17 protein-coding genes and 1 pseudogene are annotated in these 13,833 nt (G+C 63.7%); 5 read left to right on the top strand and 13 right to left on the bottom strand.

The annotated features are described in order from the left end of the window. Positions 1–39 precede the first annotated feature (39 nt). The 6 genes from C442_RS07010 to glmS all read right to left on the bottom strand — a co-directional run bounded on the left by C442_RS07010 (position 40) and on the right by glmS (position 4,810). Complete coding sequence (locus C442_RS07010) at positions 40–2,238, bottom strand: DHH family phosphoesterase (RefSeq protein ID WP_008309048.1); 2,199 nt, start codon at positions 2,236–2,238, stop codon at positions 40–42. 64 nt (positions 2,239–2,302) lie between these two features. Further along, a complete protein-coding gene (locus C442_RS07005) occupies positions 2,303–2,566 on the bottom strand; it encodes a hypothetical protein (protein ID WP_004592637.1) in 264 nt (87 codons plus the stop codon). Positions 2,567–2,592: 26 nt separating this feature from the next. Continuing rightward, on the bottom strand, positions 2,593–3,225 hold the full coding sequence (locus C442_RS07000) for a YIP1 family protein (RefSeq protein WP_008309044.1): 633 nt from the start codon (positions 3,223–3,225) through the stop codon (positions 2,593–2,595). Between the two features lie 152 nt (positions 3,226–3,377). After that, complete coding sequence (locus C442_RS06995; protein WP_008309043.1) at positions 3,378–3,956, bottom strand: NADPH-dependent FMN reductase; 579 nt, start codon at positions 3,954–3,956, stop codon at positions 3,378–3,380. 109 nt (positions 3,957–4,065) lie between these two features. Further along, positions 4,066–4,236: a hypothetical protein gene (locus C442_RS22070; RefSeq protein ID WP_167320672.1), complete on the bottom strand. Its 171-nt coding sequence runs from the start codon at positions 4,234–4,236 to the stop codon at positions 4,066–4,068. A 127-nt stretch (positions 4,237–4,363) separates the two neighbouring features. Then, entirely contained in the window at positions 4,364–4,810 is a 447-nt protein-coding gene (gene glmS / locus C442_RS06990) for a methylaspartate mutase subunit S (RefSeq protein ID WP_008309041.1), read from the bottom strand. A 248-nt stretch (positions 4,811–5,058) separates the two neighbouring features. On the opposite strand from glmS, the gene C442_RS06985 reads away from it, so the two are divergent. Then, a complete protein-coding gene (locus C442_RS06985) occupies positions 5,059–5,598 on the top strand; it encodes a GNAT family N-acetyltransferase (RefSeq protein WP_008309040.1) in 540 nt (179 codons plus the stop codon). Positions 5,599–5,701: 103 nt separating this feature from the next. Here C442_RS06985 and C442_RS06980 read toward each other — a convergent pair whose 3' ends face one another. The 3 genes from C442_RS06980 to C442_RS06970 form a co-directional block, all read right to left on the bottom strand. After that, positions 5,702–6,709, bottom strand: a complete 1,008-nt coding sequence (locus C442_RS06980) for a sodium:calcium antiporter (RefSeq protein WP_008309039.1) — start codon at positions 6,707–6,709, stop codon at positions 5,702–5,704. A 47-nt stretch (positions 6,710–6,756) separates the two neighbouring features. Continuing rightward, on the bottom strand, positions 6,757–7,692 hold the full coding sequence (locus C442_RS06975) for an HhH-GPD family protein (RefSeq protein ID WP_008309038.1): 936 nt from the start codon (positions 7,690–7,692) through the stop codon (positions 6,757–6,759). A 126-nt stretch (positions 7,693–7,818) separates the two neighbouring features. Further along, on the bottom strand, positions 7,819–9,684 hold the full coding sequence (locus tag C442_RS06970; protein ID WP_008309036.1) for a sensor histidine kinase: 1,866 nt from the start codon (positions 9,682–9,684) through the stop codon (positions 7,819–7,821). Between the two features lie 158 nt (positions 9,685–9,842). Here C442_RS06970 and C442_RS06965 point away from each other — a divergent pair, with 158 nt between their 5' ends. Then, the gene (locus C442_RS06965) at positions 9,843–10,169 is read left to right on the top strand and encodes a hypothetical protein (protein ID WP_008309033.1); all 327 of its coding nucleotides are present in this window, start codon (positions 9,843–9,845) and stop codon (positions 10,167–10,169) included. Position 10,170: 1 nt separating this feature from the next. After that, positions 10,171–10,389: pseudogene (locus tag C442_RS06960) on the top strand (histidine kinase N-terminal 7TM domain-containing protein); the annotation flags it as partial. A 105-nt stretch (positions 10,390–10,494) separates the two neighbouring features. On the opposite strand, the gene C442_RS06955 reads toward C442_RS06960, so the two are convergent. After that, positions 10,495–10,770 carry a PadR family transcriptional regulator gene (locus C442_RS06955; RefSeq protein WP_004518082.1) on the bottom strand — a complete coding sequence of 92 codons (276 nt, stop codon included), beginning with the start codon at positions 10,768–10,770 and terminating at the stop codon, positions 10,495–10,497. 185 nt (positions 10,771–10,955) lie between these two features. Here C442_RS06955 and C442_RS23075 point away from each other — a divergent pair, with 185 nt between their 5' ends. Further along, positions 10,956–11,321: an amphi-Trp domain-containing protein gene (locus C442_RS23075; protein ID WP_080504301.1), complete on the top strand. Its 366-nt coding sequence runs from the start codon at positions 10,956–10,958 to the stop codon at positions 11,319–11,321. Positions 11,322–11,498: 177 nt separating this feature from the next. On the opposite strand, the gene C442_RS22065 is transcribed toward C442_RS23075, so the two are convergent. After that, complete coding sequence (locus C442_RS22065; protein ID WP_004961170.1) at positions 11,499–11,645, bottom strand: hypothetical protein; 147 nt, start codon at positions 11,643–11,645, stop codon at positions 11,499–11,501. Positions 11,646–11,704: 59 nt separating this feature from the next. Here C442_RS22065 and C442_RS06950 point away from each other — a divergent pair, with 59 nt between their 5' ends. Continuing rightward, complete coding sequence (locus C442_RS06950; protein WP_008309027.1) at positions 11,705–12,424, top strand: DUF7117 family protein; 720 nt, start codon at positions 11,705–11,707, stop codon at positions 12,422–12,424. Between the two features lie 5 nt (positions 12,425–12,429). Here the strand turns inward: C442_RS06950 and C442_RS06945 are convergent, their stop codons facing one another. After that, positions 12,430–12,912 (bottom strand): NUDIX hydrolase, encoded by a 483-nt coding sequence (locus C442_RS06945; protein WP_008309026.1) that lies wholly within the window; start codon positions 12,910–12,912, stop codon positions 12,430–12,432. Continuing rightward, positions 12,913–13,806, bottom strand: a complete 894-nt coding sequence (locus tag C442_RS06940) for a bifunctional methylenetetrahydrofolate dehydrogenase/methenyltetrahydrofolate cyclohydrolase (RefSeq protein ID WP_008309025.1) — start codon at positions 13,804–13,806, stop codon at positions 12,913–12,915. It lies immediately after the preceding gene. Positions 13,807–13,833: the final 27 nt, after the last annotated feature.

Here is a 13,833-nt window from a genome sequence, read left to right as displayed (position 1 = left end):
CCCGGTCAGACAGCCGGCGGGGAGAAAAAGCCTCTTGCGCTACAGTTCGTCGGCCAGCACGTCGAGCGTAGCGTCGAGGACGGCCGGTCGCTCGCCGGCCAGGTAGCGGATGGTCCCCTCGCGGACGCTCCGCGTCGCGACGCCGCCTTCGGGAACTCGCTCGCTGACCTCGCTGACTAGCTCGTGCAGGTCCAGGTCCCCGGTAGCACGGACGTACATCGTGTCCGTCGAGATACCGAGCACAGCGTCGCTCTCGCCGCGGACATCCCGGTGGAGTTCATCGAGCAGGAGTGACTCCGGCGGGAACTCGTACTGGTGGGTGAAGGCGTCCGTGTCGAGGACGGCGATGTCTACGCCGTCGACGCTCCGGTGGTCGAGGTTGGCCCGTGCGGTGGCCACCTCTTCGTCGACCTTCTCGCGGAACTGCTCGGCGATGTGGCCGGCCAGGCCGCCCACGTCTTCCTCGTCGTCGCCGAACACGAGGTCGGTGATGAGTTCGCGCTTGTCCTCGTAGGACTGGTAATGTGCTTCGAGCGCGACGGCTTCGCGGAGCTCCGACACCGCGGTCTCGTCGTAGCCCGCCTCGCTGGCTGCCTCCAGATACGGCTCCGGGATGTCCTCCCAGAAGCTCACGGCCGGAAGGTGCTGCAGGTCGTCGCGCACGTCCTCGTTGACGTGTGCGGCGACGTTGGCCGCGAGTGCCGTCGACGTGGTCTCTGAAACAGCGTCGGCCGAGGGGGAGACAACGGCGTCGACCGTGTCGACGACCGCGCCGTCGACGTCGATGTCGTCGATGACGACGCTCGGCGCGCCGTAGACGTTCAGCAGGTCGAAGCCGTCGAGGCTCTCGCGCGTGCCGCCGGCGGCGACGAAGACGAACAGCGGGAGCTTCTCCTCGTGGCGCTCCCGGTTGTCGAGCATCGTCGTCGTGTCCTTCGTCGCGTCGTCCATGTCGTAGACGCCGCCCTCAATCGGTCGCCGGTCGAAGTAGTGGTACTTCGCGTCGGCGCGGCGGTGCTGCTCGGTGACCAGCGGGAGTGCGGCGCGTTCGAGCGCGCTGCCGGCGAGATAGCCGTCCGCGGTGTTGGCGTGGCGGACGATGACCGGACGGTCCGTCAGCACTGCCTTCCGGATCTGGGTCGCCGCTTCGACCAGATCATCGGAGAGGGCCGCAACCGCCGTATCATCGGCGAGCGGTTCGGCCGTGTCAGGTCGGGCCTCGTCGTCGAGGGCGTCGGCGAGCCGCTGTTCGACTTCCTCGCGCTCCTCGGCTTCGAGGACATCGAGCTCCTCGGTCTCGACCTGCAGTTCACCGCGACGCTCGCGGACTTCGCCCGAGAGTCGGACGTAGTCGTCTTCTTCGACCTCGGGGTAGGCGCGGACGCCTGCCTCGACGAAGGCCGCGCAATCGACAGTGCCGGTCTCGTCCTGCAGTTCGAACACCGTCGGCCCGGAGGTCTGTCGGATGCCGACGACTTCGCCTTCCAGTCGAACGTCCGCACCGACGTGGTCGTCGAGATCGCCGATAGCCGCGGCGACCGGTTCGGCCGTGGTCGCCTCGTCCGTCTGCTCCTCGCTTTCGTCGCTCTCTGCGTCGGCTTCCTCGTCGGACTCGGTCATGACGGCGGTGTTCGACCCGCTGTCGTTGCCGCCGACGGCCGCAGTGCCTTCGACGCGGTCGTCATCGCTGGCCCGACTGACTGCGCCGGCGTTCGTGGCGCTGCTGTCGTCGGATTCGGTGCCTTCGTCCGCGTCCGATTCGTCGTCGCTTTGTCCCGCTGACTCGTCAGTTGAGGGTCGAGACGCCTCCTCGTCCGAATCGTCGGACTGTGTCTCGTCTTCGTCGTCTTCGTTCTCAAGCAGGACGGAGTGACCGATTTCCGGGTCGTCGACGAGGACGCCGCGGAACTCGCGTTCGGACTGGCGGATCGACCAGCCGAGGTCGACGTTGCCGTTGTCCCGTACGTTCTTGACCTGGACGTAGACGGTGTCGCCCGAGTCCCAGTCGAGGGAATCGAGCCGCTGGTCCAGTTCGCTCCGGTGGAGCAGCCCCGTTACGCTGTCGCCGATGTCGACGAACACGCCGAACTCGGCGAAGCCGTCAACACTGCCGCGGTAGTAGCGGTCGACCGATAGCTGGTCGGCACGCGAGCCACGGAACTCGAACAGGGCGTCCTCCTCGTGGAGGTCACAGATGCGTCCTTCGACAGATTTGCCGCAGATGATACACGAACCCATTACACGGTGCAAGCATGTCGGGCCTAAAACGGTTGTCGAATTCCGGACGAACTGAACGGGTCCGCTATTCGAACATCTCGCTCTCCTCTTCCAGCAGTTCGAGCCCTGAAGCGACCGCTTTCGCCTGTTCCGGGAACAGTGCGACCTCGATTTCGCTCCCCTGTTCGTCTTCGAAGGCAATTTTCACGCGCTTGTCGCCGTACTCGCGAACGTCGACGCCCTCCACGTCGTACATCTTGATCGTCGCTTCCTTGTTCGACGGCCCGACGCTCTTGAACGCGCCGTCCTTGAGTTCCAGCATGAACTGGTCGATGTCGATACTGAGCATCGTGCGATAACGCACGCCGGCGGACCCTAAAACCCGTAGTTAGCGGCCAGCACTGAGACGGCCTGAAAGCCCCGGAAACCGTAGCCAAAGATGATCGCCGCGGGAACGGCTCCGACGACTGCGGCGACCGGAAGTCGGATATTGTGGACCACAGCGGTTCCCAGCAGATAGAGGCCCGCACCCCAGGCGGTGACGAGCACCCGGACCTCTGCGCTCGGCAGCCCCGCCAGCAGACAGGGGGCCATCGCGTAGCACATCACCTGGACGGTTTCGCTCACGCCGCCGCGGTCCGACGCGACGGGGAGCAACAGCAGGGTCTGCAGTGCGGCCGTCAGATGCACTGTCGCCGGCGTGACGAACACGAGAATTGCAAACAGCGCCAGCACCGCGACGCCGGGCGAGAAGCCACCGATGGCGGGGTAGTCGAACGGCCCCGTAGACAGCAGTCCCCGCTGGGCCAGCTTGACGACGGCGTAGCGGCTCACTTCCTCGAAGAGGACCACCGTCGCCGCGAACACCAGCCCCGGAGCCTGGTCGCCCGGCGCGACGCCGGTGCGGAAAAAGCGCCGCGGACGGCTGAGTATTTCGACCCACGCGCGCACCAGCGCGGCTGGCCCGCGGTCCCGGCCACCGGTCGGATTCTCGACCCACTGAGTCACGCCTGAAACTTGGGCGCGAGCCGGTTTGACCGTTTCCTTCTATCCGTCAGCGATCCCCTTCGGCTCGGACACGCACGGCGGTCCTCACCGCTAATCATCTGCTCCTGCGGACCGGACCCTCACGGCTCGGACACGCGCGGCGGTCCTCACCGCTAATCGTCCGCTCCGACGTTCTCCGTACTCTCGAAACACGCCGGGTCCGGCTCGATGTTCGCGTACTGGACCGCTTCCTCGCCGAGCGTCGTCACGCGTTCTTCGATGTCGGCGTCGGTTATCCGGCCGTCCGCGATGTGATTTCGCGCCTTCGGGATTGCGGCCTGATGCGGGATGACCCAGCAGTTCAGTGCGCGGCAGACCGACCGGAGGTGTTCGAGCGCAGTAATCGGAAAGCTCCCGCCGGCGACCGCCAGCAACCCTACGGTCTTGTGTTCGAACTCGTCGAAGCCGCAGTAGTCGAGTGCGTTTTTCAGCACGCCGGAGTAGGACCCGTGATACACCGGCGTCCCGAGCAGAATCGAATCGGCCGCGCGGACGCTGTCGGCGAACTCGACGGCGTCGCCGGCCTCGCGGTGGTCGGCATCGAACACCGGTAGGTCGAACTCCTGAAGGTCCAGCAGTTCCGTCGTCGCACCTAACTCCTCGGCAGCGGCGAGCGCGCGCTCGATACCGACCCTGGTGTAGCTCTCCTCTCTGAGGCTGCCGACGACACCGACGACGTGTGATTCGGACATAGCGGCTCTATGGAGTGGGGCCGGTATATCGATGGGGGAGACGAGGCGCGGCGCTAGTCCCTTTCCCGCTGTCGGTTTGTCAGGCCATGGAGGTCGCTCTGGCCGACGCTCAGTTGTCGTAGTATACGTAGAGGAGATTTGGGTACGGGATGTACGCGACCCGTTCGAGCCCGCCACTGCCGACCTCCTTCTTCAGATGGACGCCGTTCGACCCTTCGACCACGTCGTGGATGTTCTTGATTTCGGTGCCGTCACTCAGCTCAGCTGTCATGTGTGACATTATGAACCATTCGCACTCTGGTCGTAAAGCACCCCGGGCTGTGCGTGGTCGACGACGGCAGTAGCTGAGCGTATTCCGGATTACGCACGGAGCGCTGGCGCTAGCGGCAAGAAAAGGAGCCCGTGGCTCAGGAGCCGAGCTGAACCTTCTCGGACGACGCCTCCTCGCGGGAGCGGTGGCCGAGGTCGGCTTTCAACGCCTCGATAGCCTCCTCAGGGTCGGTCTCCGAATCGAAGACCCGGTCGAAACCGAGCGCTTTGAACGTCTCGCGCGTCTCCTCGAAGGAGTCCTGCCCGACAGCGAGGTTGCCGCCGATATACGTCGTCACGTCCAGCCCGGCCTCGTTGATCTCTTGCTGGAACCCCTGGCAGTCCTGCTCGGCGTGGCCGTACAGCGACGAAACGAGTATCGCTTCGGCGTCGTGTTCATCCGCGGCGTCGATGAACTCCGACTGGGACGACTGGACACCGAGGTTGACTACGTTGAACCCTGCCGCTTCGAACGCTCGTTCCAGAATGGTAATCCCAACGACGTGCGCGTCGGAGCCGATGACACCGAGGATGACTGTCCTCATACAAGACCACCAATGGGTGTCAACTACATAAACCTAATGATAAACCATGATAGATTATGAGAATGGTTCACACACCGGGGAGAGGATATTAGCCATGATAGCACAAACGAACCGATAGACACAGCATCTATGGTACGCGACACGCCTCAGCATCTGGCCGAGCCTTGGGTACTGCGTCGCCTATCACGTCAGTCTACCCACTGTAGCAACCGCTCGGAACAATCTGTCTGTCCGTCGTCGGGACACGCATGACGACCATCCGCCGAGCCTTCGACGCCGACGCCGACGGCATACGCCGGGTCGCACGGGCAGCGTGGCACGACGCCTACGACTCGCTGGAGTCCGACGTCATCGACGAGACGATATCCGACTGGTACGCCGACCCGCTGGGCAGCGCGCTCCACGGGTGGGCCGGCGGCGTCCCCGCCAACGACCTCGACGACATCGAGGCGACGTTACTGGTCGCCGAGCAGGACGGCGAGATCATCGGCTTCACCCAGGGCATCACCATGCATACGATGGGGACGATGCTGCGGCTGTACGTCCACCCGGACTACCACGGGGAAGGTGTCGGGACGGCGCTGTACGACCGACTCGAAGACATCTTTCTGGAACACGGCGTCGAGCAGTTCCGGGCGCTCGACCTGGCCTCGAACGACCGGAGCCGGGAGTTCTTCGAGAACCTCGGCTTCGAACAGACCAACACTCGGATGCTCACTATCGGCGGCGATCCCCACGACGAGGCCGTCTACTCCCGCAAAATATCGCCCGAGGACAGCGACGAGTAGCGCGAGCGGGACGCCGATAGTCTATCCTGACAGCCATTGGTATCACTCCCGCTGTCCGAAACTTGTACTGGCTCTCCGCCAGTGACAGCAATGTGGTCCCGCCTCAGATGCCACTGACCGTCTCGATGAGCCCGACCGATTCGAGGGCCATCCAGCAGACGAACACCACGTACAGACCAAGCAGCGTGTACGCCTCGCGGTCAGAGAGCTCGAGGTCTGTCCGGATGAACACGATGAACACCAGCGTCACGAACCCCAGAAACCCCATCGTCGGAATCGCCACGAGAAAGTCGATTGTCGCCCGCCCTGCCAGGAGGACGCCGACAGGAATCGCCACCAGCAGATTGAACGTATTGCTTCCCAGGACGTTCGTCAGGCTCGTGACGCTGTCGTCGTTTTTCGCGGCCCGGACGCTGACGAAGGCATCGGGGAGGCTCGTCCCGGCGGCGATGACGGTCAACCCCCAGAGGAACGTCGGCGTGTCGAAGATGACACCGAGGGAGAGCGCGCCCTGGACCATCGCCTCGACGCCGACAGTGATGATGAGGAGCCCGACCCCGAGCATCCCCCACTCACGGCCCGGTCGGACGCTATTGGTTTCGTCCGCGACGTGCTCGCTGGCGTCCTGCTGGTGCAAGAAGACGTAGATGCCGTAGGTCACGAGCGGAATGGCCGCGAGCGTCGGAGTCAGGATAGCCGCCCGATTGGTCCCGCCCGGAACGTACGTCGCCCCGAGCGCGAACACGATGAACAGGATGAGGATGCTGATGACGTAGAACTGGGCGTCTTTGTGGACGATGTCACGCGTCGACCGGAGTTCTTCGCTCGACAGCGCCGCGAGGGCCGGGATCACCAGGAGATTGAATATCGCGCTCCCGACGATGGCACCGACGCCCAGCGAGAACTCGTCGTGGACGACGGTGCTGATGACGACCGAACTTATCTCGGGAAAGCTCGATCCGACGGCGACGACGATCGCGCCGTGGACCGCCACCGGCAACCCGTAGTACTTGCTCAGCCGTTCCGCGGCCCGTTCGAAGTACGCGCTCCCTTTCCAGATGACAGCGGTTGCGACGACGATGAGAGCGACCGAACCGAGCAAGCCAGCCATTGGCACCGTATTGACCGCATGGGTTCAAGGGTGTATGCCACTGGCGGTCAGCGCTGGAGGCGCGCGACCGTCTCGCCGTCGCTGTCCTCGACATCGACCAAGCCGTCGTCCGCGAGGTCTTCCAAGAGCCCGCGGAGCCACTCGCGGCCGTACTCCCCTTCGGGCGCGTAGTCCACGCGCACACGCGGCCCCAGCTGGTCCAGTTGCAGTTCGTCGTACTCCTTGAGCGCCGAAATGACGCGGCCGCGCATCTGTCGACGGCTCCCCTCGAACTCGGGCTGGGTCGGGACGTCCGGCGCAGTGAAATCGCCCGTCTCGTAGGCCGAACACCACTCGCGCCAGGGGCACTGTGCGCCGTCACAATCCGGCGTCTTTTCGCAGGCGACGCCGCCCAGTTCCATTATGGCGTTGTTCCAGACTCGCGACTGTCCCTCGGGCATGAGCGTGCTCGCAGCCGCTTCAAACGCCGAGTCGTCGTCGGGCACGTCGAAGGCGCGATACAGGACGCGCTTGACGTTCGTGTCGACGACGGCGTTCCCGTTGTTGAACGCGAAGGAGGCGACGGCGTTGGCGGTGTAGGGGCCGACGCCCATCAGGTCGCTGAGGCCGTCCGGGTCGCGGGGCCACTCACCGTCGTGGTCATTGACAATTTGACCCGCGGCCTCGTGGAGATACTTCGCCCGGTTGTTGTAGCCCAGCGAGTGACTGGTCCAGAAGCCCACGACATCCGAGCGGTCGGCCTCTGCCAGCGCCGCCGCGGTCGGCCAGCGGTCCAGAAAGTCCTCCCAGGCGTCGACAACGCGGTCCAGTTGCGTCTGCTGGCTCATCACCTCGGAAACGAGAATCTCGTAGGGGTCGGTCGTCTCCCGCCACGGGTACGAGCGGTGGTCCGCCTCGTACCACTCCACGAGCGCGTCCTGGACAGCCGACGGGTCCGCGGGCACGCCTCCCGAGCGGTCCGTCGCTGTCGACTGGTCAGTCATACCCCCGTTTAGCCCTGTCCTGATTTGTGCGTGGCGGTCGTTGCCGCCCATACTGTCGGCTGTACGTCCGGAAAGAATCGCCGCCCTGAGATGGCGGATCTCTTGCAGTAGTTACAGCCAACAGTATCAGTCGTCGACTTCGGACCGTCCCCACTCGAACTCGGTCTCGTACCAGTCCGGCTCGTCCTCGCTGAACACGTCCGCGAACACGAACATCGCGCCGTCGGGGTAGGTCGTATCGATGTACAGCCGCCAGCCGTGGGCCTCCGCGATGGTCTTGACGATAGAGAGGCCGAGCCCGGTACCGTCCGCGCTCGTCGTGTGACCGTACTCGAAGATGCTGTCGACCGCTTCGCTCGGAATACCCGGTCCGTCGTCGGCAACGTAGAAGCCGTGTTCCGTCAGCCCGACCGTGACGGTCACCTCCGGGCCAACGTGGTCGAGGGCGTTGCGAAACAGATTCTCGAGGGCTCGCAAGAGCCGCGTCCGGTCGGCGTCGATGGTTCGGCTGCCCGCGACTTCGATGCTGGCGCTTTTGTTGTCGATGTTGTCCCACGCATCGGTGACGACGGCCTCCAGCGGAACCGGGGCCGTCTCCTCGACGCTTGCGCCCTTTCTCGTCAGCGTCAACACGTCGTCGATTATCGACTCGATACGGTCGTGTGCGTCTTCGAGTTTCTCAATGTGGGACTGGAGGTCGGCCGCATCCGTCTCCGGATCCGACAGCCGCGTCGCAAGCAGTTCGACGTGTCCCCGAGCGACTGTGAGCGGGTTTCGGAGGTCGTGGCTCAGCGTCGACGCGAACTCGTCCAGCCGCTCGTTCTGGCGTTCGAGTTCGTGGCTCGACCGCTCGGCCTCCTCACGGGCCGCCTGGGCCTGGCGGATCTGACTCCGGAGCGTGTCCCGCATATTTCGGAAGGCGTCGTACAGCCTCCCGATCTCGTCCTGCCGAGTCGTCGAGATATCGACGCCGAGGTCACCCTGTTCCATGGCCTGCGTCCGGTTACGAAGCTGTCTCAGGGGCCGAACCGTATGCCGTCCGAAAAGATATCCCGCGATGCCCAGCGAGGCGACTGCCGTCCCGATGACAGCGAGGAAGCCCCAGCGGACGAGCCGACCTGTTCCGTACAGTGTCTCTCGCGTCGAACTTGTCGTGACCACCCACGACGTACCGTTGACGGGAGTGTACGTCGCGACATGGGACCCCGTTTCGATAGTCGTCGTTCGGCCCGCTGTTGCGGCCCGGAGGCCGTCCTGACTGATCGGCGCGGAACCGCCCTGGCCCCCGATAAGCGGGTCTCCGTCCCCAGTGAGCAGTTGCGTCTCGAACCCGTCGCGCCCGTCCTGAAACTGCTCGACCGGGACCCGGGCAACCAGCACTAGTGCTCCATCGCCATCGGAGACGGGAGTCACGAACGCCATCGAGTGGTTGTCACCGTCCGCGTATGCTGTCGAGTGGATCACTGTGCCAGTGTCGGTGGAGCCGTTCATCGTCGCCATCACGGGGGACTCCCACGCGGGTTCGACCGCCCACGGTGACCGGCCTTCTGTGTTCGTCCCAGTGCTCGCGACGACTATCTGAGAGTCGTCGACGGCGGAGACGTAGTGGAGCGAACGAATCTGTGACGACTCTGCCGTGGCTGCTGTGGTGAGGTACTGTCTGATATCTGCGGGCGTCCCAGTGCCGTACACCCCTGCGGCTGCGATAGCGATGGCCTCCGTCTCGGTGGTCGTCCGCCACTGCCCGATGCTGTCGGCGCGATGCGTGGCCGACGTTTCGAGGTCCGTCGCCGCGTCGCTGACGACCCGGTCCTGTATCTGCAGGTAGCTGCCGAAGCCGACGGCTGTGAGTACGACGACGATTACCGCCAGCGCGACAGCGAACTTCGCCACGTAGTTACGCGTGTACACGTCCGGGAGGACTGTGTGAAGCCGCTCTAGCAGCCCGTCGGGCTGGCTGGACGCTGCTGTCTCGTCCCCACCACCTGTCATTATCTAATCTGAATCCTTCGGTAGTCGACCGCTACCAATCGTTATGTTCAACCCATGATATAATTTATCATATGTTATAATCGTAGTGGTCTGCGTTTCGATGGAGCGGTCCCAGACGAGTCGTAAGGGGTTTCCTCGCGCTCATCGTTCCCGTTCGTATGAGCCTCGACGACCTACAGGAGGATATCGAAGCGGCGTACGGCGACTTCGACGACGAGTTCGAACTGTCCATCGACCGCGAGACGCGCAACGAACTCGCGATGCTGTCAGTCGCACTCGACCCGGACGACCCCGACGAACTCGTCAGGCGCGCGGTCCATATGCTGTTTCAGTCGACCGTGGACCGCGGGACGCTGGATTTCCACCTCCGGTCGAGCTACGACTGCACGTACGACGAGTACCTCTCGGGGATGACCTTCGACCAGATGACCGGGAACGACTTCCCCCAGCAACAGGACAAGGACGACCGGCGCTACCAGTTTTAATCCGCTGATTGCGAGCGTAGTGTTCGGTAGCGGTCCGATGGGGTCCGCCGACCAGACGGCGTTCGCGTTCACCTTTACGGGGATTGTCTTCGCGATCGCGCTCTTTCGCTTTGACCTCCTCGACTTGATGCCCGTCGCGCGGCACACGCTCGTTGAGGAGATGTCCGACCCTGTCTTCGTCGTCGATAAAGACGAGCGGCTTGTCGACGTAAACGACTCCAGCGACGAATGCCGTCATCGTAGGGTTACCCGCTCCCATCACTGAAGACGGACCCACCGCTACCGGCGAAACGACGGTCTCAGCACAAGGGGCGGTGCGACACTCTTACAGGTCGACGTACTGGTCTTCCCATTCGCGGCGGGCGTCGATCTCACGACGCCCGCGGCGCGTAAGCGTATAGAAGTTGGTCCGGCGGTCGCGCTGGCCCTTCTCGACCAGTCCCTTGTCGACCAGAGTGTCGAGGTTCGGGTACAGACGACCGTGATGGATCTCCTTCTCGTAGTACGCTTCGAGCTCCTCCTTGATAGCTAAGCCGTGGGGCTCTTCCCTGCCAGCGATCACGTAGAGAAGGTCACGCTGGAATCCTGTCAAGTCGTGCATCGATTTTCCTATGTAATGATTTAGTATCTATACTGTTAAATATATCGGCCCAGAGAACTTGATGTGGTTTCGGTAGTCCGGAGTGTCGAATTTTCTGTATTTAGGCCCTCAGTCATCGTTTTGTTCAAATGGTAAATACAGTCAGTATATCATCATTCTTCGGAAACTGATGGCGACAGTATTATTTGTCACTGGAGGACACAGAGAGGATTGTAGAAACAGTCCTGCTCGAAAGCGAGCAAGGACTCGACCACAGCGCCGTCGCAGCATATCTCAGAACGCTGGTCGACTCTCCAGGAGACGGATCTGAGATCACGCTCAGCGCAGGGAGGGGTCGGGGCCACGTCGCGCCGCCATCACAGGCGGAGTTCGAGGTGAACGCCGAGCGCGAGAGTCCGGAGGGAGCGACGGTAACTCAGCATCGGAGTCGAACCGGAGTGGCCCGAGAACGCGACAGACACAGAGTGGTCTATCGAGTACGTCGTATCGTCCACCAGTTCCTTTTCGGATGTACAGCAATCGCTCGTATCTGGTCGTTAGCAGCGAAGTAAGTGGAAAGCGGTCGCGAAAAACGCGACCGCTTGCCGCCCTGAATTGGTCCCCGCTGACGCTTCGGCCCTCCAAGCGAAGCGTCACTTGGTCGAATGGGGCAGAATAACTTAAAAGTACCGGCCCCGTCCAGCAGATGTTAGTTATCGAATTAGAAGCGAATGTAAGCTGTAACTAACCTAGATATGTTCCTCCTCGAGCACCCATCCAAGTGCCCGCTTGTAGTGGGTGAACATCATACGGACCCGCTCGTGATCCATCTCCTCGTCGTCTAGCTGTTCAGCAAGGAACTCGTACTGCTCGCGGATCTCGTCTTCCGAGCGCATACGTTGGCGTAGACAGCCCTCACGGAACAATCTTGAGGGCTGGCCTCTCAGCATCACGTATGAAAGTCCGCGGGGAGCGCGAGTGCCAGGACTGTGGCACGCGATGGCGGTACTACGAGACGGGGAGCATCGCCTGTCCGGACTGTGGCAGCATCCACAGCGTCGGCATCGACGAGCACACCGAACACACCGACGCACCGGCCACCCTCGACCTGACGCCGGTCCGGAGCCGGATCGACGCGGATCCGACCCGGGAGATCGCTGACGCGGCCGCCGAGCGCTGTCGGGAGTATACACGCAAGCGGGGGTTCATCGACGCGGGCGAGCTTCGCTCGCTCGACCCGACGTTCGTCGCCGCGGTCGAACTCCAGCACGTCGGTGCACACCTCTCCCGGGAGTTGCGCAGCGGCGACCCGGCGGAGCGGTACTTCTACGAACTTCTCGGCGGTGCTGACGACGGCGACCGTCCGGCTGTCGAGTCAGTCCCGTCGGAGCTTCGAGTGCCATACGGCCTGGCGATGGCGGCCGCCGTCGATAGCTATCAGCGCGACGTACGGACGTATCTGGACAACGATCCGGACCCTACTGCGCGACAGCTCTCCGGACGGATTCGCGACCATCGAAAGCGGATCGAGGCGCTGGACGGCGATGTCGACCCCGCGGACGCCAACCGTCTCGTTCACGCGGCGCGGGACCTGGGGTCGTACAGCACCGGCGACGAGAGCGCCTTCGTCAGAGCCGAGAACTGGCTCGCCGGCATCGAGGACGACACCGTCTGAGACCGCTATCGGAGCCGCCGGACCAGCGTCCCGTCGAGACAGTCCTGCGGTACCGAGTCTCGCCACGCGACGGTCTCTATCGACTCGCCGTCGAGTCCGGGGTCCGACGCGAGGTCCGTGGAGTCAGCCGTCGCGCGATAGGTCCCGAAAAAGAACGTCGCCTCTCGGCCGCCATCGGCCACCGTGACCTCGGTGACGGCAGCCAGTTCGTCGACGGTACTCTCGACGCCCGTCTCCTCGTGCACCTCCCGGCGAACCGCTTCCTGACATGTCTCGCCAGCTTCCACACCGCCGCCCGGGAGCTTCCATATCTCGTCCTCGTAGACGAACAGTATCCGGTCCGTTGGGTCGGTGACGAGCGCGCCGACCGCCCAGTGGAGCCCCCGGTCGGAACGAGTGCGGACCCCCTCTACACCTGCTCTGTCGGTCTCTCTGGTCACCCGGCGGGTGACTACATCACGGTCCTCAAAGGCCGCGAGTTCCGGCATTCAGGGGAGTTCCACGTCGATGTCGTGCTGGAGGCCCGTCGCTTTCACCGTGTTGTACAGCAACATCGCGCGGGTCATCGGGCCGACGCCGCCGGGGACCGGCGTGATCGCGCCCGCGACCTCTTTCGCGCTCTCGTACTCCACGTCACCGACGAGTTCGTACCCCTTCTCGGTGTCGGCGTCGACGCGGTTGATGCCCACGTCGATGACCGTTGCGCCCTCGCCAATCATTTCGCCGTCGATCATCTCGGGGACGCCGGCCGCGGCGACGAGGATATCGGCGTTCCGTGTCCGTTCGGCGAGGTTCTCAGTCCGGGAGTGACAGACTGTCGTCGTCGCGTTGCCGCCCGGTGCCTTCTGGATGAGCAGGTTCGCCATCGGCTTGCCGACGATGTCGGAGCGGCCGACGACGACGGCGTCCTTGCCCTCGGTGTCGACGCCTGCGCTCTCGATGAGTTTCTGGATGCCGTGGGGCGTGCAGGGCTTGTAGCGCGCGTCACCGGCCACGAGTCGGCCGACGTTCTCCGGGTGGAAGCCGTCGACGTCTTTCATCGGGTCGATGGCTCGCAGGACCGACCTGTCCTCGACGTGGTCGGGGACCGGCATCTGGACCAGGATGCCGTTGACGTCGTCGTCGGCGTTGAGATCCTCGATGGTGTCGTACAGTTCGGCGGCGTCCGCGTCGGGGTCGATGTCGATGTCGATGGCCTCGATACCGACCTCCTCGCAGTCGTTCTGTTTCATCGAGACGTAGGTCTCGCTGGCCGGGTCTTCGGACATCAGGACTGTCGCCAGCGACGGGCGCTCGCCCGCGTCGGCGAGGTGGTCGATGGACGCGACCAGGTCGTCCCGAATCGACTGTGCGACGGCGTTGCCGTCGATAATCTCTGTCATTAGGTACAACGGCGGCGCGGGGCGGTA

Source organism: Haloarcula amylolytica JCM 13557 (assembly GCF_000336615.1).
Lineage (GTDB): Archaea > Halobacteriota > Halobacteria > Halobacteriales > Haloarculaceae > Haloarcula > Haloarcula amylolytica.
The sequence above is the reverse complement of the archived record's forward strand: the minus strand, read 5'-3'. Positions and strand labels throughout refer to the sequence as shown.